General features: G+C 73.0%; 20 protein-coding genes, 1 pseudogene and 1 riboswitch. Of the genes and pseudogenes, 11 read left to right on the forward strand and 10 right to left on the reverse strand.

Features of this window, described 5'->3' with window-relative positions; all coding sequences use genetic code 11:
* Nucleotides 1–72 precede the first annotated feature (72 nt).
* Nucleotides 73–936: an NAD-dependent protein deacetylase gene (locus tag C5N14_RS22760; protein ID WP_117670435.1), complete on the forward strand. Its 864-nt coding sequence runs from the start codon at nucleotides 73–75 to the stop codon at nucleotides 934–936.
* Nucleotides 937–1,025: 89 nt separating this feature from the next.
* A riboswitch (glycine riboswitch) is annotated at nucleotides 1,026–1,126 on the forward strand.
* Between the two features lie 77 nt (nucleotides 1,127–1,203).
* Nucleotides 1,204–4,014 carry an aminomethyl-transferring glycine dehydrogenase gene (gcvP, locus tag C5N14_RS22765; RefSeq protein ID WP_117670437.1) on the forward strand — a complete coding sequence of 937 codons (2,811 nt, stop codon included), beginning with the start codon at nucleotides 1,204–1,206 and terminating at the stop codon, nucleotides 4,012–4,014.
* A 127-nt stretch (nucleotides 4,015–4,141) separates the two neighbouring features.
* Here the strand turns inward: gcvP and C5N14_RS22770 are convergent, their stop codons facing one another.
* A complete protein-coding gene (locus C5N14_RS22770; protein WP_117670439.1) occupies nucleotides 4,142–4,342 on the reverse strand; it encodes a DUF5999 family protein in 201 nt (66 codons plus the stop codon).
* Between the two features lie 162 nt (nucleotides 4,343–4,504).
* Between C5N14_RS22770 and C5N14_RS22775 the strand changes: the two genes are divergently transcribed.
* Complete coding sequence (locus tag C5N14_RS22775; protein ID WP_243639965.1) at nucleotides 4,505–5,689, forward strand: chorismate-binding protein; 1,185 nt, start codon at nucleotides 4,505–4,507, stop codon at nucleotides 5,687–5,689.
* Nucleotides 5,686–6,195: a peptide deformylase gene (def, locus tag C5N14_RS22780; protein ID WP_117670443.1), complete on the forward strand. Its 510-nt coding sequence runs from the start codon at nucleotides 5,686–5,688 to the stop codon at nucleotides 6,193–6,195. The genes C5N14_RS22775 and def overlap by 4 nt, the downstream gene beginning before the upstream one ends.
* A 51-nt stretch (nucleotides 6,196–6,246) precedes the next feature.
* On the opposite strand, the gene C5N14_RS22785 is transcribed toward def, so the two are convergent.
* Genes C5N14_RS22785 through C5N14_RS22795 form a run of 3 tightly spaced genes read right to left on the reverse strand, consistent with a single transcriptional unit; the run spans nucleotide 6,247 to nucleotide 8,449 of the window.
* Entirely contained in the window at nucleotides 6,247–7,287 is a 1,041-nt protein-coding gene (locus C5N14_RS22785; protein ID WP_117670445.1) for a lysylphosphatidylglycerol synthase transmembrane domain-containing protein, read from the reverse strand.
* On the reverse strand, nucleotides 7,269–8,051 hold the full coding sequence (locus tag C5N14_RS22790; protein ID WP_117670447.1) for a GNAT family N-acetyltransferase: 783 nt from the start codon (nucleotides 8,049–8,051) through the stop codon (nucleotides 7,269–7,271). The genes C5N14_RS22785 and C5N14_RS22790 overlap by 19 nt, the downstream gene beginning before the upstream one ends.
* 41 nt (nucleotides 8,052–8,092) lie before the next feature.
* Complete coding sequence (locus C5N14_RS22795; protein WP_117670449.1) at nucleotides 8,093–8,449, reverse strand: helix-turn-helix domain-containing protein; 357 nt, start codon at nucleotides 8,447–8,449, stop codon at nucleotides 8,093–8,095.
* A gap of 101 nt (nucleotides 8,450–8,550) precedes the next feature.
* Here C5N14_RS22795 and C5N14_RS22800 point away from each other — a divergent pair, with 101 nt between their 5' ends.
* Nucleotides 8,551–9,165 (forward strand): malonic semialdehyde reductase, encoded by a 615-nt coding sequence (locus C5N14_RS22800; RefSeq protein ID WP_117670451.1) that lies wholly within the window; start codon nucleotides 8,551–8,553, stop codon nucleotides 9,163–9,165.
* Nucleotides 9,166–9,207: 42 nt separating this feature from the next.
* Here C5N14_RS22800 and C5N14_RS22805 read toward each other — a convergent pair whose 3' ends face one another.
* The gene (locus tag C5N14_RS22805) at nucleotides 9,208–9,981 is read right to left on the reverse strand and encodes a TSUP family transporter (RefSeq protein ID WP_165878199.1); all 774 of its coding nucleotides are present in this window, start codon (nucleotides 9,979–9,981) and stop codon (nucleotides 9,208–9,210) included.
* A gap of 214 nt (nucleotides 9,982–10,195) precedes the next feature.
* On the opposite strand from C5N14_RS22805, the gene C5N14_RS22810 reads away from it, so the two are divergent.
* A complete protein-coding gene (locus tag C5N14_RS22810) occupies nucleotides 10,196–10,966 on the forward strand; it encodes an endonuclease/exonuclease/phosphatase family protein (RefSeq protein WP_117670453.1) in 771 nt (256 codons plus the stop codon).
* Nucleotides 10,967–11,128: 162 nt separating this feature from the next.
* Here the strand turns inward: C5N14_RS22810 and C5N14_RS22815 are convergent, their stop codons facing one another.
* Together C5N14_RS22815 and C5N14_RS22820 are read right to left on the reverse strand one after the other, a co-directional pair.
* Nucleotides 11,129–12,028: a bifunctional 5,10-methylenetetrahydrofolate dehydrogenase/5,10-methenyltetrahydrofolate cyclohydrolase gene (locus C5N14_RS22815; protein ID WP_117670645.1), complete on the reverse strand. Its 900-nt coding sequence runs from the start codon at nucleotides 12,026–12,028 to the stop codon at nucleotides 11,129–11,131.
* Between the two features lie 152 nt (nucleotides 12,029–12,180).
* Nucleotides 12,181–13,164 (reverse strand): annotated as a pseudogene (locus tag C5N14_RS22820) (tyrosine-type recombinase/integrase); the annotation flags it as partial.
* Nucleotides 13,165–13,703: 539 nt separating this feature from the next.
* On the opposite strand from C5N14_RS22820, the gene C5N14_RS33820 reads away from it, so the two are divergent.
* Genes C5N14_RS33820 through C5N14_RS33825 form a run of 5 tightly spaced genes read left to right on the forward strand, consistent with a single transcriptional unit; the run spans nucleotide 13,704 to nucleotide 15,105 of the window.
* Nucleotides 13,704–13,835, forward strand: coding sequence for a hypothetical protein (locus tag C5N14_RS33820; RefSeq protein WP_256371548.1), 132 nt, complete (start codon nucleotides 13,704–13,706; stop codon nucleotides 13,833–13,835).
* A gap of 4 nt (nucleotides 13,836–13,839) precedes the next feature.
* Nucleotides 13,840–14,175 (forward strand): hypothetical protein, encoded by a 336-nt coding sequence (locus C5N14_RS33365; protein ID WP_243639932.1) that lies wholly within the window; start codon nucleotides 13,840–13,842, stop codon nucleotides 14,173–14,175.
* Nucleotides 14,160–14,375 (forward strand): hypothetical protein, encoded by a 216-nt coding sequence (locus C5N14_RS33370; protein WP_243639935.1) that lies wholly within the window; start codon nucleotides 14,160–14,162, stop codon nucleotides 14,373–14,375. Before C5N14_RS33365 ends, C5N14_RS33370 begins: the two co-directional genes overlap by 16 nt.
* On the forward strand, nucleotides 14,372–14,986 hold the full coding sequence (locus tag C5N14_RS33375) for an MFS transporter (protein WP_243639939.1): 615 nt from the start codon (nucleotides 14,372–14,374) through the stop codon (nucleotides 14,984–14,986). Before C5N14_RS33370 ends, C5N14_RS33375 begins: the two co-directional genes overlap by 4 nt.
* Entirely contained in the window at nucleotides 14,983–15,105 is a 123-nt protein-coding gene (locus tag C5N14_RS33825; RefSeq protein WP_256371549.1) for a hypothetical protein, read from the forward strand. Before C5N14_RS33375 ends, C5N14_RS33825 begins: the two co-directional genes overlap by 4 nt.
* A gap of 203 nt (nucleotides 15,106–15,308) precedes the next feature.
* Here the strand turns inward: C5N14_RS33825 and C5N14_RS22830 are convergent, their stop codons facing one another.
* The 3 genes from C5N14_RS22830 to C5N14_RS22845 all read right to left on the reverse strand — a co-directional run bounded on the left by C5N14_RS22830 (nucleotide 15,309) and on the right by C5N14_RS22845 (nucleotide 17,461).
* Nucleotides 15,309–15,503 (reverse strand): DUF397 domain-containing protein, encoded by a 195-nt coding sequence (locus C5N14_RS22830; RefSeq protein WP_117670455.1) that lies wholly within the window; start codon nucleotides 15,501–15,503, stop codon nucleotides 15,309–15,311.
* Nucleotides 15,494–16,261, reverse strand: coding sequence for a DUF5753 domain-containing protein (locus C5N14_RS22835; protein ID WP_117670457.1), 768 nt, complete (start codon nucleotides 16,259–16,261; stop codon nucleotides 15,494–15,496). Before C5N14_RS22835 ends, C5N14_RS22830 begins: the two co-directional genes overlap by 10 nt.
* A gap of 471 nt (nucleotides 16,262–16,732) precedes the next feature.
* Nucleotides 16,733–17,461, reverse strand: a complete 729-nt coding sequence (locus C5N14_RS22845) for an SDR family NAD(P)-dependent oxidoreductase (RefSeq protein ID WP_117670647.1) — start codon at nucleotides 17,459–17,461, stop codon at nucleotides 16,733–16,735.
* Nucleotides 17,462–17,479: the final 18 nt, after the last annotated feature.

Consider the following 17,479-nt stretch of genomic DNA (forward strand, 5'->3'; position numbering starts at 1 on the left):
GCGCGGGCACCGGCGCTGCGGCGAGCAGGGTCACGGGCGGGTGGTCGCCGGCGGGGGTGGCGCTGGGGCAGCATGGATGCCGTGACGGAGACGTTCGACGCGTTGGCGGGGCTGCTCGCCGAGGGCGGTGTCGTGGTGTTGAGCGGGGCTGGCCTGTCCACCGAGTCCGGCATTCCGGACTATCGGGGGCCCAGCGGGGTGGCGCGTCGGCACACTCCGATGACGTTCCAGGCGTTCACCGGGGATCCGGTGGCGCGGCGGCGGTACTGGGCGCGCAGCCACCTGGGGTGGCGCACGATCGCCCGGGCCGCCCCGAACGACGGGCACCGGGCGGTGGCCCGTCTGCAACGCGGCGGGCTCGTCGACGCGGTGATCACCCAGAACGTCGACGGTCTGCACAGCGTCGCCGGGTCGCAGCCGGTGGTGGAGTTGCACGGCCGCCTCGACGAGGTGGTGTGCCTGGACTGCGGCAACCACACCTCCCGCGAGGAACTGGACCGGCGGCTGCGGCAGGCCAACCCGGGGTTCGACGCGGTGGTCGCGGCGGTCCACCCCGACGGTGACGTGGATCTCGACGACCGGGAGGTGGCCGGGTTCCGGCCGGTGGACTGCGGGTTCTGCCGCACCGGGCTGCTGAAACCGGACGTGGTGTTCTTCGGGGAGACGGTTCCCGCCGCCCGGGTGGCCCGCTGCTTCGACCTGGTCGAGGGGGCTCGGTCGCTGTTGGTGCTCGGGTCGTCGTTGACGGTGATGTCGGGCCGCCGGTTCGTGATCCGGGCCGCGAAACGGGGCATTCCGGTGGCGATCGTCAACCAGGGGGTGACCCGGGGCGACGGGTACGCCACCGTGCGGGCCGATGCGCCGCTGGGCGTGCTGCTGCCGGCGCTGGCCGACCGGCTCGCCGGCGCCGGGGCCCCGGCGCCGGTCGCCGGCTGACCCGCCGCGCCCGGCCTGCCGGTGATCCACTGGTCGGGGGGACGACCTCCGCCGGTGCCGGTGGCGCTGGTAGCGTGGATGTCGCCGGTACCACCCACGTGGGAGAGACCGTCCGATGATCGTTGCGGGCGGCGCCGAAGGGGCAGCTTCCTCCCCGGAACCTCTCAGGCAAAAGGACCTCGTGGGCAGGCACTGTGGAGCGCCCTTCCCGGGGTGCGACTCAGGGGGAGGCCGACCTGTCGACCTCACCCCTGCGGGAGCGCCGCCATGACCGTAGAGCAGTTCGCCGCCCGTCACATCGGCCCCGATCCGGCCGACGAGCGCCGCATGCTGGAGGCCGTCGGCTACGACTCGATCGACGAGCTGATGGACGCCGCGATTCCCGAGGTGATCCGCTGGCACGGTGCCCTGGACCTGCCGGAGCCGGCCAGCGAGCACGACGCCCTGGCCGAGCTGCGGGCCCTGGCCGCGCGGAACACCGTCGCCGTGTCGATGATCGGGTTGGGTTACCACGGCACGCACACCCCGGCGGTGATCCGCCGCAACGTGCTGGAGAGCCCGGCGTGGTACACGGCGTACACGCCGTACCAGCCGGAGATCAGCCAGGGCCGGCTGGAGGCGCTGCTGAACTTCCAGACGATGGTCACCGACCTGACGGGGCTGGCCACCGCGAACGCCTCGATGCTCGACGAGGGCACCGCGGCGGCCGAGGCGATGACCCTGGCCCGCCGCGCGTCGAAGAGCCGCAGCGGCGTGTACGTCGTCGACGCCGACGCGTTGCCGCAGACCCTCGCGGTGATCATGAGTCGGGCGGAGCCGTTGGGCATCGAGGTGCGGGTCCTCGACGTCGACGCCGAGGAGTTGCCGGCGGAGTTCTTCGGCCTGCACCTGCAGTACCCGGGGGCGTCCGGGGCGGTGCGGGACCATGCCGCGCTGGTGGCGGCGGCGCACGCGGCGGGGGCGCTGGTGTGTGTGGCGGCGGACCTGTTGGCGCTGACGTTGCTGCGCCCGCCGGGGGAGATCGGCGCGGACGTGGCCGCCGGCACCACCCAGCGGTTCGGGGTGCCGATGGGCTTCGGTGGCCCGCACGCCGGGTACCTGGCGGTGCGTTCGGGGTTGGAGCGGATGCTGCCCGGCCGGCTGGTCGGGGTGTCCCGCGACGCCGCCGGCAACCCGGCGTACCGGTTGGCGTTGCAGACCCGTGAGCAGCACATCCGGCGGGAGAGGGCGACCAGCAACATCTGCACCGCGCAGGTGCTGCTGGCGGTGATGGCCGGCATGTACGCCGTCTACCACGGCCCGGACGGGCTGCGGGCCATCGCGGCGCGTACCCATGGCACGGCGGCGCGGCTCGCGGCCGGGCTGCGCGCCGGTGGGGTGGCGGTGGCGGACGTCGCGTTCTTCGACACGGTCACCGCGAGCGTGCCGGGCCGGGCCGCCGAGGTGGTGGCGCAGGCGCAGGCGCGGGGGGTGAACCTGCGGTGCGTCGACGCCGACCGGGTGGGGATCTCCTGCGACGAGACGACCACGGCGGCGCACCTGTCGGCGGTGTGGGCGGCGTTCGGGGTGGCCGGGGTCGACGGGGAGGGGGACGTGGCCCTGCCGGCGGCGTTGGCGCGCACCTCGGACTTCCTCACCCACCCGGTGTTCCGCAGCCACCACTCGGAGACGGCGATGCTGCGGTACCTGCGGCGGCTGTCGGACTTCGACTACGCCCTGGACCGGGGGATGATCCCGCTGGGGTCGTGCACGATGAAGCTGAACGCGACCACGGAGATGGAGCCGGTGAGCTGGGCGGAGTTCGCCCACCTGCACCCGTTCGCGCCGGCGTCGCAGACGGCCGGGTACCGGGAGATGATCGCCCAACTGGAGGGCTGGCTGGCGGAGGTGACCGGCTACGACGCGGTCAGCGTGCAGCCCAACGCCGGGTCGCAGGGGGAACTGGCGGGGCTGCTGGCGATCCGCACGTACCACCGGGACCGGGGTGAGGGGCACCGGGAGGTGTGCCTGATCCCGTCGTCGGCGCACGGCACGAACGCCGCGTCGGCGGTGATGGCGGGGATGCGGGTGGTCGTGGTGGGTTGCGACGGCGACGGCAACGTCGACCTGGTCGACCTCGACACGAAGATCGACAAGCATCGGGACACGCTCGCGGCGATCATGGTGACGTACCCGTCGACGCACGGGGTGTACGAGACGGGCATCGCGCAGTTGTGCGCGAAGGTCCACGACGCGGGCGGTCAGGTGTACGTCGACGGGGCGAACCTCAACGCCCTGGTCGGGTTCGCCAAGCCGGGCCGGTTCGGGGCGGACGTGTCGCACCTGAACCTGCACAAGACGTTCTGCATCCCGCACGGTGGGGGCGGGCCGGGGGTGGGTCCGGTGGCGGTGCGGGCGCACCTGGCGCCGTACCTGCCGGGCGTCGGCGGTGACGGCCGGCCGGCGATCTCGGCGGCGCGGTACGGGTCGGCGGGGATCCTGCCGATCCCGTGGGCGTACCTGCGGATGATGGGCGCGGCGGGGCTGACCCGGGCGACGGGGGTGGCGGTGCTGGCCGCGAACTACGTGGCGGTGCGGCTGCGGGAACACTTCCCGGTGTTGTACGCGGGCAACAAGGGCCTGGTCGCGCACGAGTGCATCCTGGACCTGCGGCCGGTGACGAAGGCGACCGGGGTCACGGTCGACGACGTGGCGAAGCGGCTGATCGACTACGGGTTCCACGCGCCGACGATGTCGTTCCCGGTGGCGGGGACGTTGATGGTGGAGCCGACGGAGAGTGAGGACCTGGCCGAGCTGGACCGGTTCTGCGCGGCGATGATCGCGATCCGGGCGGAGATCGACAAGGTGGGCTCGGGCGAGTGGCCGGCGGGGGACAATCCCCTGGCGAACGCGCCACACACGGCAGCGATGGTGGCCGGCGACGAGTGGCCGCACCCGTACCCGCGGTCGGTGGGGGCGTACCCGGCGGGGGTGGACCGGGCCGGGAAGTACTGGCCGCCGGTGCGGCGGGTCGACGGCGCGTACGGTGACCGGAACCTGGTGTGCTCGTGTCCGGCGCCGGAGGCGTTCGAGGAGTGACGTCGGGGCGCGCCGGGGCGGTGGTTCGCGCCGCCCCGGCGGATGCGTCGACCGGGCAGGCTGGTCGCGGGGACCGGGGGCTGGCCTGTGGTCGACGGGGTGCGTCAGGTTGACGCTGGGTGAACGGTCAGGCGGCGAGGGCGTGTCGGGCGGGACCGCGGTGGGGGGCGATGGTGCTGCCGTCGGGGAGGAGTTCACCGGTGTCCTCGAAGACGATGACACCGTTGCAGAGCAGGCTCCAGCCCTGCTCAGGGAAGCAGGCGAGGACGCGGGCGGCTTCCCGGTCGGTCGCTTCGGCGGAGGGGCAGGTGGGTTGGTGCTGGCACATCGGGTTCTCCGGACTGTGGGGGCACTGTGTCATGGTTCACATGACCAGTGACGCACAGTACCAAGCGAACGTGAGCCGCATCGAGCGGGTTCACGCCATGTCGGGGGGAAATCCACTGAACGGACGAGGCGGAATGGGCCAGACGGCGTGGAAGCGTTCCCACTGACGCGGGTGACCGCACCCGCCGCCCCCGCCGGCTGCCGCGGCCGGCTCACCGAACGCGACCGCCTGCACTGGCGCCTGCGCGACGGCGGTGACCCGGCCCGCCTCGTCGAGGAGTTCCTCACCGCCCACGGCCTCGGCGTCGACGACCTGACCCGCCCGGCGGCCCACGACCCGACCGGGGTGTGCGGGGCCGCCCTGTACGTCTCCGCCGCGGCCGGGGCCGTGCTGGCCGCCGCGGCACCCGGCGCGCCCAGCCCCGCCCCCGCCCTGCCCGACCTGGCCGTGGTCGTCTACGCGCACACCCCCGCCGCCGCGCCGACGCCACCACCCGGGGCCGGCGACTGGTGGATCGGCGACTGGACCCCGAGCTGGAGCACCCGCCAGCACGCCGACGCCGTGACCGCCGTGCGGGCCGCGATCGGCCGCGGCGACGTCTACCAGGTCAACCTCGTCGGCCACGCCGCCGCCCCGTACACCGGCGACCCCCGCCCCGCCCTGGCCCGGCTGAGCCGGCTGCCCGGCGCCCGCTACGGCGGCACCCTGCACGGCCCCGGCTGGGCGATCGGCTGCGCCTCCCCGGAGACCCTGATCGCCGTCGAGGGCGGCCGGCTGGTCACCCGCCCCATCAAGGGCACCCGCCCGGCCACCCCCGCCGGCCGCGCCGAGCTGCTCGCCTCGGCCAAGGAACGCGCCGAACACATCATGATCGTCGACCTGGAACGCAACGACCTGGCCCGCGTCGCGGCCACCGGCACCGTCACCGTCGACGAACTGTTCGCCGTACGCCGCTGGTGCGACCTGTGGCAGGCCGAGTCGACGGTGTCGGCGGCCCCCGCCGACGGCCTGGGCCTGGCCGACCTGCTGCGCGCGGTCTGCCCCGGCGGGTCGGTCACCGGCGCGCCGAAACTTGCCGCCCTCGACGTCGTCGCCGCCCACGAACCCGTGGGCCGGGGCGCGAGCATGGGCGCGCTGGGCTGGGTGGGCGCCGGCCGGATCGACCTGGGCCTGACCATCCGCACCGCCGCCGCCGACGGGCACCTGCTGCACGGCTGGGCCGGCGGCGGCATCACCTGGGACAGCGACCCCGACGCCGAGGTCGCCGAGGCCGCCGCCAAGGCCCGGCCCGTCCGCGCCGCCCTCGCCCCCGCACCCGGACCCCGGGCCGATAGCCTGCTGCCATGACGATGCGGCCCATCCGGATCATCGGCGACCCGGTGCTGCGCACCGGCTGCGAGCCGGTGACCAGCTTCGACGCCGACCTGCGCGCCCTGGTCGGCGACCTGATGGACACCCTGCTCGGCGCCCCCGGCCGCGCCGGCGTCGCCGCCCCACAGATCGGCGTGCCCGCGCAGGTGTTCGTCTACGACGCCGACGGCCACCGCGGCCACATGATCAACCCGACGGTGGAGCTGTCCGAGGAGTCGCAGGACGACGACGAAGGCTGCCTGTCCATCCCCGGGCTGTACTTCCCGACCCCCCGCGCCCTGCACGCCACCGCCCGCGGCTTCGACCAGCACGGCGAGCCGCTGACCATCTCCGGCAGCGGTTTCCTCGCCCGCGCCCTGCAACACGAGACCGACCACCTCGCCGGGCGCCTCTACGTCGACACCCTGCGCGGGGACGCCCGCCGGCGGGCACTACGGGAGATCCGCGCCGGCCGCTTCGACTCACCCACCCGCCGCCGCTGACCCACCCGCCGGGGGCGGCGGGACGCGGTCGCGTCCCGCCGCCCCCGGCGTTCAGACCCGGCTCACCGCCCGGTCGCCGCGCAGCGTCAACCCGGCGATCCCGCCAACAGGAATGAGCAGCCAGCAGGACAGCATCCGGTAGACCAGCACGGCAGCGGCGGCGCTGACCGCGGTCGCGCCCGAGGCGGTGAGCCCGGCGACCAGTGCGGTGTCGATGACACCCACCCCGCCCGGCGTCAGCGGCACCTGCCGGACGATCTGCACACCGAGGTAGATGCCCGCCAGGGCGGTCACCCCCACCGGCAGGTGCAGCGCCAGCGCGGCGGCGGCCAGGCACAGCAGGTCGGCCGCCCAGTTCACCGCCGCGTACCCCACCGCCGCCGCCCAGTCCCGCACCCGCAGCTTCGCCCCCGCCCGCCACGCCTGCCGGGCCGAGACCAGCAACGCCCGCACGTGCCGACGCACCACACCCCCCGACACGTCAAGCCCCGCAACGGGACCGACCACACGCCGACGCGGCTGCCTGCGTCCGGCCAGCACCGCCAACGCCGTCAACCCACCCAACGCCGCCACGACGGCCAGCGGACGCCAGTCCCACCCGCCCGGGGCACGGACCAGCACCACCGCACCCCCGCCCACGTACAGCAGGGCCAACCCGCCCAGGGACGCCAACCCGGACACCACCGCCGAGGCCGCCGCCATCTCCCGCGGCGCGCCGGCACGCTCGTACTCCCGAATGGCGTACCCGGTGGAGACCGCCGCCCCCGCCGGCAACGAGATCGACAACGCCGTGCGGGCCAGGCTGATCGCCACCACCCGGCCCCGACGCAGACGCACCCCCAGGGCGTCGAGCAGCCGCCACTGCTGCAACGCGAACGCCGCCAACGAGACGGCCTGCAACAGCACCGCCAGCACCACCCACCCGTAGCCGGCGCCGGTCAACGCGGCGAGGAACTCCCGCGGGTCGGGCAGCCGCCCACGCAGACCCACCACAGCCGCGCCGACGACACCCACGGCCACGGCGAGCAGCCGCACCCACCGGCGCCGCCACAGCCCCGCCGCCGGCGCGGCGCTCACCGCGGTCCCGGGCACGCGGTGAGCGTGTACTCGCCGTACCCGGCGACCTCGGTGAACCCGAGCCGCTCGTACAGCCGCAGCGCCGCCACGTTGTCGGCCCGCACGTTCAACGTGACGTGGTCGACGTCGGCGGCCAGCCGCCGGCACAGCGCGGCCACCGCCGCCGCGGCCAAACCCCGCCCCCGATACCCGGGATGGGTGGTGACGTTGCCCAGCGCCGCCACCCGCCACACCGGGGAGTACACGTGCACCCCGGCCACCGCCACCAGCTCCCCGTCACGGCGCACCCCCACGTACCGGCCGGTGTCGAGCATCCTCGGGTCGAACCAGTTGCCCGGGTACGCCACCGCGTACAGCCGCGTCAGCTCCGGCAGGTCGGCGGCACCCAGCGGCTGCCCCGCACCGGGAACCGCGGCCAGCCGCGCCCGGTCGGTCAGCGCCATCTTCCGGTGCGCGCCGCCGTCGGCGACGCGGAACCAGCCGGCCAGCACCGGCGCCAAGCCGGGGGACAGGTGCGCGTGCAGCCGCGCCGGCAGCACCGGCGCCAGGTCGGTCAGCAGCGCCGCCAACTCCTCCCGGCCGGCGGCGTCGGCGAACGCCAGCAGCGTCGGCGGCACCACCGCGTGGTACAGCAGCGCGACCTGCTCGCCGCGGCGGAACCACGACGTGTACGGCCAGAAGAAGTCGTCCAGGTCACCCAGCTGGTAGGCGTGCAGCGTCGGGTCGCGGCCCAGCAGCCGCCCCAGCAGCATCCGGTCGTGTTCGGCGCGTAACGGCATCCGACGATGATCACATGCCCCGGGCCAGTGCGGTCACCCGCTCACGCCCGGCCGCACTCCTCGGCGGGCAGGTTCTCGTGCGCCCACTGGGCCAGGGCGTCCAACGCCGGCAGCACCGCCGCGCCCCGCTCGGTCAGCTCGTAGCTCACCCCCAGCGGCGGGCCCTGCCGCACCGTGCGGTGCACCAACCCCACCCGGGCCAGCTCGCCGAGCCGGTCGGACAGCACCGACTCGCTGATCCCCGGTAACGCGCGGGTCAGCTCGGCGAACCCCGCCGGCCCGTGCGCCAGGGTGCCCAGCAGCACCCCGTTCCACCGCTTGCCGAGGAACGCGAACGCCCGCGTCAGCCCCCCGTCGCAGGACCGGGGAACCTCACCGGTGGGGGAGCGGGGCGTCATGACCCCAGGATACGTGGCGTTCCGCACGACAAAGCAACTTCGAAAAAACTAGCTGCTAGTCTCTGAGCAGTTAAGGCCCCCAGGTGCGAAGGAAACCCGACATGACCGACACCGCCACGACCGACCTGATCACCCTCGACCCCGCAGCCCAGGCACAACTGTTCACCGACGCACGCACCGCCAACACCTTCACCGACGAACCCGTCACCGACGCCCAACTGCGCGCCATCTTCGACCTCGCCAAGTACCCGCCCACCGCCGCCAACACCCAACCCCTGCGGGTCCTCTACACCCGCCCCGGCGAGACCCGCGACCGACTGCTCACCCACATGTCCGAAGGCAACCGCGCCAAGACCGCCACCGCACCCGTCGTGGCCGTCCTCGCCGCCGACACCGACTTCCACGAGTTCATCCCACGCGTCTTCCCGATCCGCCCCGAGATGCGCGACGGCCTCGCCGCCGACGCCACCGCCCGCGAAGGCATGGCCCGCTTCAACGCCACCCTCCAGATCGGCTACTGGCTACTGGCCGTCCGCGCCGCCGGCCTCGCCGCCGGCCCCATGGCCGGCTTCGACGCCGCCGCCCTCGACCGCGACCTCTTCGCCGACAGCACCTGGCGCTCCCTGCTCGTGGTCAACCTCGGCAAGCCCGGCCCCGACGCCTGGTTCCCCCGCCTGCCCCGCCTCGACTACGACGACATCACCCGCCACGCCTGACCAACCCGGCCGGCCGGCGCGCGACCCGCGCCGGCCGGCACCTCACCACCCCACCCACTCGTCGTAACCCAACTTCACCACCAACGCCAACACCACCACCAACAACACCACCCGCACGAACCCCGCCCCCCGCCGCAACGCCATCCGCGCCCCCACCACCGCCCCCACCACGTTGCACACCGCCATCGCCGCGCCCAACAACCACCACACATGACCCGTCGCCGCGAACACCACCAACGCCCCCAGGTTCGTCCCCGCGTTCACCACCTTCGCCATCGCCGAACCACCCACGAAGTCCGCGCCCACCAGCGCCGTGAACGCCACCACCAAAAACGTCCCCGTCCCCGGACCGATCAACCCGTCATACGCCGCGATACCCACCCCCGCCACCACCACCGCCGCCACCACCCGCCCCCGGGTCCGCCGCTGCGGCACCGCCACCACCCCCAACCGCGGCCGCGCCACCACGAACACCGCCACCACCACCAACACCCCCAACACCACCGGCCGATACGCCGACGCCGGCACCACCCCCGCCAACGCCGCACCCAACCCCGCCGTCACCACCGCCAAACCCGCCGCCGGACCCGCCACCCGCCAATCCAGCTTCGTCCGCCGCGCATACGTCACCGCCGCCGTCGCCGTCCCCGCGATCGCCGCCAACTTGTTCGTCCCCAACGCCGTCGCCACCGGCACCCCCGGCGCCACCAACAACAACGCCGGCAACAACAACAACCCACCACCCCCCACCACAGCATCGACCCAACCGGCCAACACAGCCGCAGCGAGCAACGTGATCAGCGACGCACCATCCACGGCCGGCCATTCTGCCCACCCCACACCCCGCCACCCCACCCGCCGACAACCCGAGTGTCCCGCCTCACCACCAGCCCACCCACACCCAATCCCCACGTCACCGCCGACGCCGCAACCACACCCCCAGCAAACCCACCGCCACGAACACCACCATCGAACACACCAACACCTTCAGCATCCGGCAACCCTCCCACGACCCACGTAGGGTAAAAAGGTGCGCCTGGCCACCTTCAACCTGCTCCACGGCCGATCCCTCACCGACGGACTCGTCGACCCCGACCGGCTCACCGCCGCCGTCACCACCCTCGACGCCGACATCCTCGCCCTACAGGAAGTCGACCGCGACCAGACCCGCAGCGGCAACCTCGACCTCACCACCATCGCCGCCCGCGCCCTCAACGCCCCCGAACACCGCTTCGCCGCCGCCGTCGTCGGCACCCCCGGCGAACAGTTCCGCCCCCTACGCCACGACGACGACGGACACGGCGAACCCTGCTACGGCATCGGCCTGGTCACCCGCCACCCCGTCCGCACCTGGCAGGTCACCCGCCTCAAACCCGCCCCCGTCCGCTCACCCGTCTACGTACCCGGCCCCGGCGGCGGCCTCATCCTCCTCGAAGACGAACCCCGCGTCGTCCTCGCCGCCGTCCTCGACACCCCCCACGGCGACATCACCGTCGCCGCCACCCACCTGTCCTTCGTCCCCGGCTGGAACATCCACCAACTCCGCCAGACCGTCCGCGCCCTACGCGCCCTACCCGCCCCCCGCATCCTCCTCGGCGACCTCAACCTCCCCGCCGGCCCCGCCCGACTCATCTCCGGCTGGACCCCCCTCGGCCGCCGCCCCACCTACCCCGCCGCCCAACCCCGCGTCCAACTCGACCACATCCTCGCCGACCGCCACCACCTCCCACCCGTCACCGCCGTCACCACCCCCGCCTCCACCATCTCCGACCACCGCCCCCTCGTCGTCGACCTCGGCTGATCTAGACGTCGGGCGGGGCAAGCGGCGGGTCACCCACCACGAAGATCGATGGGCCCTAGCGTTGGTTCTTCGCTGGACGCTACGGGCGGGCCCCTCGGGCACGACCATCGTCACCACGGCAGCAACAGACGCACCCGAAGAAACCCACCCGCCGCCCCGAACTCAGCCCCGCCCGGCCACCCGCCGCGCCGCCGCCACCGCGTTACGGAACAACATCGCCACCGTCGTCGGCCCCACCCCACCGACCCTCGGCGTGATCGCCCCCGCCACCCGCGCACACGACTCGTCCACATCCGGCAGCAACCGCCGACCCTCATACCGCACCCCACCACCGACCACCACCGCACCCGCACGCACATGCTCCGGACGCACGATCCCCGGCACCCCCGCCGCCGCCACCAGGATCTCCGCCCGCCGCGTGTACCGCGGCCAGTCCGCCACCCCCGTGTGCACCACCGTCACCGCCGCGTTCGCCGTCGGCCGCTTCTGCGCCAACAACATCGCCAACGGCCGCCCCAACGTCGCACCCCGACCCAGCACCACCACCTCACGCCCCGCCACCGGCACCCCGTGGAACGCCAACAACGCCTCGATCCCCGCCGGAGTACAGGGCAACGGACCCGGCAACCCCAACGCCAACCGCCCCATGTTCACCGGATGCATCCCATCGACATCCTTGTCCGGATCCAGCACCTGCAACGCCCGGTCGTAGTCCAGGTGCCCCGGAATCGGATGCTGCACCAACACCCCGTGCACACCCGCGTCGGAATTGAACTCCTCGACCACCCGGTGCAGATCCGCCTGCGACGCCGACGCCGGCAGATGCACGTGCGGCGACGCGAACCCCAACTCCGCCGCCTGCCGCTGCTTGATCCGGATGTACCCGGCACTCGCGCCGTCGTCGCCCACCAACACCGTCGCCAACGACGGCGTCACCCCTGCCGCCCGCAACGCCGCGACCTCCGCCGCCACCTCACCCAGCACCTGCTGCGCCACCGGCGCACCCGGCAACAACCGCGCCGTACCCGACGCCTGCGCGCTCACCACAGAAGAAGAGGACATGGCACCACCTCGCCCGCGGGAGCCCAGGCGGACGACCCCCACGGCGAGCTCCCCGATGGTCGATCCCATCCCCGGTGCCGCCAGTCGCGTACCCCGCCACCCTGCCACACCCACCGGTCACCCCGCCGACCCCGCCCCGCCCCCTCCACCCGCACCAACCCCACCAACGCCCGGTTGGTGCGGTTCGACCGCACCGCCGCCCGCTGCTGACCCGCCGTCACCTCGATGTACGTCTGCGACGACGCCAACGACGCATGCCCCAGCAACCGCATGATCTCCGCCGCGCTCGCCCCGTCCTCCGCCAACCGCGTCGCGAACGTGTGCCGCAGCGCATGCAGCTGCGCACCGCGCGGCACCCGGTCGCTCACCCCCGCCCGCCGATAACAGGACTCCACCAGATACTGCAGGCCACCCCGGCGCAGCGGCTCGCCCCGCCGATCCACCAGCAGCGCCGAGTCCGGCCGCACCGACCGCGACCCGAACCGCCGGACCCGGCTGTCCAGGTACGCCACCAGCACCCGATCCAACTCCGGCTCGATCGGCACCACCCGCGGCCGGCCACCCTTGCCCGCCACGTCCACCCGGCGCTCACCGGGCCGCCCGGTCAGCGACGCCACCCGCAGCGCCAACAACTCCGACAGGCGAAGCCCCGCGCACAGCGCCAACGCCAGCACCGCCACGTCCCGTTCCGGCCACGGGTCGCGCTGCCGACCGTCCTCCCGGGACACCGCCGCGAGCAGCTGCTCCGGGGTGTCCTCGCCCCGCAGCGGCTTCGGCTGGGGGAGCGGGGCGCGGGGCCGGTCCACCGCCGGCATCGGGTTGCCCGCCACCACCCCCTCGGCGACCAGGAACGAGAAGAAGCTGTTCCACGTCGACCAGGCGCGGTGCACCGAGGCGACGGCGCGGGGAGCGGCGAACCGGGCGAACGCGGCCCGCATGACCCTGGGGGAGAGGGCCGCGACTGGGAGCGCGTCCGGCGGCAGGGGAGGGGCGATGGTCTCGCCGGCCAGGGCCGCCACCGCGCGCAGGTCCCGGCGGTACGCCTCCAGCGTGTGCGGGGACGGCTTGCGGGTGGCTCGGGCGGTCAGGAACTCCTCGATCAACGAGCGCACCGATTCGTCCTGTTTATCATGCATAAGGGATATTATGCATGATTTTCGGGTTGTCGGCGACCTCAGAGAAGGGGATGGGGCCTACCCGCAGCGACCCTTCCCGGATCAGGCCGGGGCTCGTTCAGGTAGGTGAGGACGGCGCGGACGCGGCGGCTGGAGTCGTCGTCGGGGATGCGAGCTTGCCGAACATGGAGGTGGCGGTAGCTGGCCCTGCCGCTCATCAGCAGGGCCGCCCGGAGTCAGGGGTGTTGGGAAGTGCCGAGCCAGGGCGTTGGGACGTGCCGGCAGGAACTCCAGAGTCGGGCACGGTGGCCCATGAGCGTGGCCGACACGGCGGAGGGGGCGAGGTGGCTACTTGACATAATGTAGATTATCGAATCGGCGAACGAGAGTGCCGTGAGCTGCAAGGACTCCCGCCCGAAGGCAATTCAGCCACTCGCGCGGCTGCGCCCGTGGCGGGGCCCCACCTGGCTTACCTCACCCCGGTGATCATGGAGTTATTGCCACGACACGCCCAGACTCAATGGCAATAACTCCATGATCACCGGGGTGAGGCAACCAGCGTGTACAAGAACTCGCTGATCGCCCACTTCGACGCGAGCCAGACGGCTATCGGGGTGATCTTCAGCATGGCGATCGTGATGCTGGGGTTGTCGGCGGCGGTGGCCGGTACGTGGGGGCAACGGTCCGCGTAAGGCGATGTTCGTCTCGGCGTGCTTCTGGGCGGCGGGGTTCCTGGTCGGTGCGGTGGGGATCGCGACGGAGCAGTTGTGGCTGCTGTACGTGGGGTACGGGCTGCTGGGCGGGATCGGTTTGGGGATCGGCTACATCTCCCCCGTGTCGACGTTGATCAAGTGGTTTCCGGACCGGCCGGGCCTGGCTACCGGGTTGGCGATCATGGGGTTCGGGGGTGGCGCGATGGTGGCCTCTCCCCTGTCCCGGCAGCTGTTGTCGCTCTACGACCTCGGGCTACGACCCGGACGCCGTCGCGGGCGCAACGGCGTCGGGGGACGGCGATGGTGTGGCTGTTCGTGACGCTGGGCGTCGGCTACTTCGTGATCATGATGTTCGGGGTGGCGAACGTGCGGGTGCCGGCGGCGGACTGGCGGCCGGCGGGGTTCGAACCGGCGCGGGCGACGGCGAGGCCGATGGTCACCACAGCGAGCGTGTCGGCGGCGAACGCAGTGCGGACGCGGCAGTTCTGGTTGCTGTGGGTGGTGTTGTCTGCAACGTGACGGCCGGGATCGGGATTCTGGAGCAGGCGAGTCCGATGATCCAGGACTTCTTCCGTGAGGAGGGCGCGGCGGCGGTGTCGGTGGCGGCGGCGGGCGGTTTCGTGGGGCTGCTGTCGCTGTTCAACATGGGTGGCCGGTTCGTGTGGTCGTCGGCGTCGGACATGATCGGCCGTAAGCCGGTGTACGTGCTGTACCTGGGTGTGGGGATCGTGTTGTACCTGCTGCTGGCGTTGTTCGGGCAGGTGGCGACGGCGCTGTTCGTGTTGTTGGCGTGCGTGATCGTGTCGTTCTACGGGGGCGGGTTCGCCAGGATGCCGGCGTACCTGCGGGACCTGTTCGGCACGTACCAGGTGGGGGCGATCCACGGCCGGGTGTTGACGGCGTGGTCGGCGGCGGGGTTCGCCGGTCCGTTGATCATCAACGGGTTCCTCGACGCGAAGGGAGCGCGGGGGACGCTGACGGCGGCCGGGTACCGGCCGGCGCTGTTGACGATGGTGGGGGTGCTGGCGGTGGGGTTCGTGGCGAACCTGCTGGTGCGGCCGGTGCCGGAACGGTTTTACGAGCTGGCGCCCGCTGGTTCGGGCGGGGTGCACGGAGGGATAGCGCGATGAGCAACGGTTCGTCCGGGCAGACCGGCCGGTTGTGGATCTCCTGGTTGCTGGTGGGTGCGCTGCTGGGGTACGGGGTGGTGCAGACGGTGCTGACGGCGGCGAACCTGTTCACGGGCTGAGGGGCACCGACGGGGTACGTACGTGGTGACCGGGGCTGCCTCGGGCAACGGACGACTGGCCCGCCTCGACGGGCCCGGCCGGGGTGATTCGCTACGTGCGGCGCGTCGAGGAATGGCGGGCCCGTCACTGACCTGGCGTGTCGGTCCCGGGGCTTCTCCCGCAGGTCGCCCGTCCGTGGCTTCCAGCCCCAGGACGAAAGGTGTCAGGGAGTTCTCATCTTCGTCAGGGCGATGAAGCCGCGCCATGCGGCCGGCGAGAAGGTCAGGGTGCCGCCCTCGCGGTTCTTCGTGTCGCGGACGAGGACGACGCCGGGCAGATTGTCGGCGACCTCCACGCAGGCCCCGCCGTTGTTGCCGCTCCTGGTGCTGGTGCGCCACCGCGCCCGGGTCAGGTCCATGATGCCGCCGCTTTCCTGATGAGGTCCAGAGACTGCGCCCGCGGCAGGGCCTCGCCGGTGATGCGCGCCAACCGCCGGTCCAGGGTAGCAATGTCGGCCGATTGGTCGAGGATCTGCGCCTTGATCTGACCGTCGACGTGGGACAGCCGGGTGCCGTCGGGCATGTCCGCCAGGATGAACGGCCCGCCGAGTCCCCCGTACATGCCGGTCGTGGCGGGAACGATGTGCACCTGCACCGCGGGGAGCTGGGCGCACTCGGCCAGGTGTTCGCACTGTGCCCGCATCATGTCCCGGTCGCCTCCGGCCGTGCGGTGCAGGACTCCCTCGTCGATGACGGCCGCCAGCAGCGGAGGCCGATCCCGGTGGAGCACGGCCTGCCGGGCGAGGCGCGCGGAGACGAGGTCGTCGAGTTCCCTGGCGGTGAGCGCCTCCCCCGCGAGGGTCGCCCGTGCGTACGCCTCGGTCTGGAGCAGGCCCGGGACCCAGGCCAGCTCGAACCACCGCAGGGACAGGGCCTCGCGTTCGATGTCGGCCCAGCGACGGAACCACACGGGCTCGCGGCGCTTCAGCGCGTCCGGCCATAGGTCCACGATCTCGCGGCCGAGGATCGCGGCGACCTGCGCGCGGTGCCGGGTCTGGGGAATACGTCCGGGGTTTGCCCATCGGGCGGCTGTCTTCGAGTCGACGCCGATCTGGGCTGCGAGGCTGTCGGCGGTCTCCCCCACTGTGGTCATGGCCTCGACGACGGCGTGGTTCATCCCGTTTCCTTTCAGGACATCCTGACTTGTCGGGGGCGATCTTTCTACGCGGTGTGATTGGTTCGCAACCGTCGGCAAGGTGGGTGTTGGAAATCGTCCGTCGCTGACAGCCGGGGAGTCCGATGCGCCACCGGGAGATCACCGGGGCGGGGACGTGCTGCAACTGACCCGCGCGGCGAGCCCGCAGTTCGTCGGCGCGATCGTCGTGCGGGTGATTCGGGAGTTGAGGGATCGGCACACGTACCACGGGTGGACCTGGGTTGAGGGCTACCAGCTGGACGTCCGGGGCGAAGCGGGAGTTGTTCGTCCTGCGCGAAGGGCTGCGTTGGTTGCCGCCGGTCGCGCTACCGCCGGGCCGTCGGTCGGCGCGGGCGCAGCTGACCCCGCTCACCCCGGCGGCGCCTCCGGGTGGGCTGACCGGCCGGTTCGTGACGTGGGCGCGCCCGCGCGGGTAGACGGGGCGTACCCGCGTCAGAGGCCGCCGGAGACGCGTAGGACGGCGCCGGTGGTGTAGCTGGCGTCGGGGCCGAGGAGCCAGGCGATGGCGGCGGCGATCTCGTCGGGTTCGCCGGCTCGGCCGAGTGGGATGCGGCCGGCGGCGCTGTCGGCGCGGTCAGGTACGCCGGAGAGGGCGTGCAGGTCGGTGCGGACGATGCCGGGGGCGACGCCGTTGACGCGGATGCCGTGGGGGGCGAGTTCCTTGGCCAGGCCGACGGTGAGGGTGTCGGTGGCGGCTTTGACGGCGGCGTAGTGGACGTACTCCCCCGGGCTGCCGAGGGTGGCGGCGGCGGAGGAGACGTTGACGATGGCGCCGCCGTGGGTGAGGCGGCGGGCGGCTTGTTGGGCGCACAGGACGTACCCGATGAGGTTGACGTCGACGACGTGGCGCAGGTCGTCGGCGCGCAGGTCGGTGAGGGGGCCGATGGGGCTGGTGACGCCGGCGTTGTTGACCAGGCCGGTGAGGGGGCCGAGGTCGGCGGCGGCGTCGAAGAGGCGGGTGATGGCGTCGGGGTCGGTGGTGTCGGCGGGGACGGCGACGGCCTGGCGGCCGGTGGCGCGGATGTCGGCGACGACGGTGTCGGCGGCATGCTGGTCGCGGCGGTAGCCGATGGCGACGTGGTGGCCGTGGTGGGCGAGGCGGCGGGCGGTGGCGGCGCCGATGCCGCGGCTGCCGCCGGTGATGATGGTGACGGGATTCAATGGGTACTCCTCCCCCGG

Origin of the sequence: Micromonospora sp. MW-13, from assembly GCF_003434305.1 — a bacterium.
Taxonomy (GTDB): domain Bacteria; phylum Actinomycetota; class Actinomycetes; order Mycobacteriales; family Micromonosporaceae; genus Micromonospora.

Bases quoted from the DNA above. Each gene is read 5' to 3' on its own strand.
- C5N14_RS22760 (WP_117670435.1), top strand. From the start codon at position 73: ATGGATGCCGTGACGGAGACGTTCGACGCGTTGGCGGGGCTGCTCGCC.
- gcvP (WP_117670437.1), top strand. From the start codon at position 1,204: ATGACCGTAGAGCAGTTCGCCGCCCGTCACATCGGCCCCGATCCGGCC.
- C5N14_RS22770 (WP_117670439.1), bottom strand. From the start codon at position 4,342: ATGTGCCAGCACCAACCCACCTGCCCCTCCGCCGAAGCGACCGACCGG.
- def (WP_117670443.1), top strand. From the start codon at position 5,686: ATGACGATGCGGCCCATCCGGATCATCGGCGACCCGGTGCTGCGCACC.
- C5N14_RS22790 (WP_117670447.1), bottom strand. From the start codon at position 8,051: ATGCCGTTACGCGCCGAACACGACCGGATGCTGCTGGGGCGGCTGCTG.
- C5N14_RS22795 (WP_117670449.1), bottom strand. From the start codon at position 8,449: ATGACGCCCCGCTCCCCCACCGGTGAGGTTCCCCGGTCCTGCGACGGG.
- C5N14_RS22800 (WP_117670451.1), top strand. From the start codon at position 8,551: ATGACCGACACCGCCACGACCGACCTGATCACCCTCGACCCCGCAGCC.
- C5N14_RS22815 (WP_117670645.1), bottom strand. From the start codon at position 12,028: ATGTCCTCTTCTTCTGTGGTGAGCGCGCAGGCGTCGGGTACGGCGCGG.
- C5N14_RS33365 (WP_243639932.1), top strand. From the start codon at position 13,840: ATGTTCGTCTCGGCGTGCTTCTGGGCGGCGGGGTTCCTGGTCGGTGCG.
- C5N14_RS33825 (WP_256371549.1), top strand. From the start codon at position 14,983: ATGAGCAACGGTTCGTCCGGGCAGACCGGCCGGTTGTGGATCTCCTGG.
- C5N14_RS22830 (WP_117670455.1), bottom strand. From the start codon at position 15,503: ATGGACCTGACCCGGGCGCGGTGGCGCACCAGCACCAGGAGCGGCAAC.
- C5N14_RS22835 (WP_117670457.1), bottom strand. From the start codon at position 16,261: ATGAACCACGCCGTCGTCGAGGCCATGACCACAGTGGGGGAGACCGCC.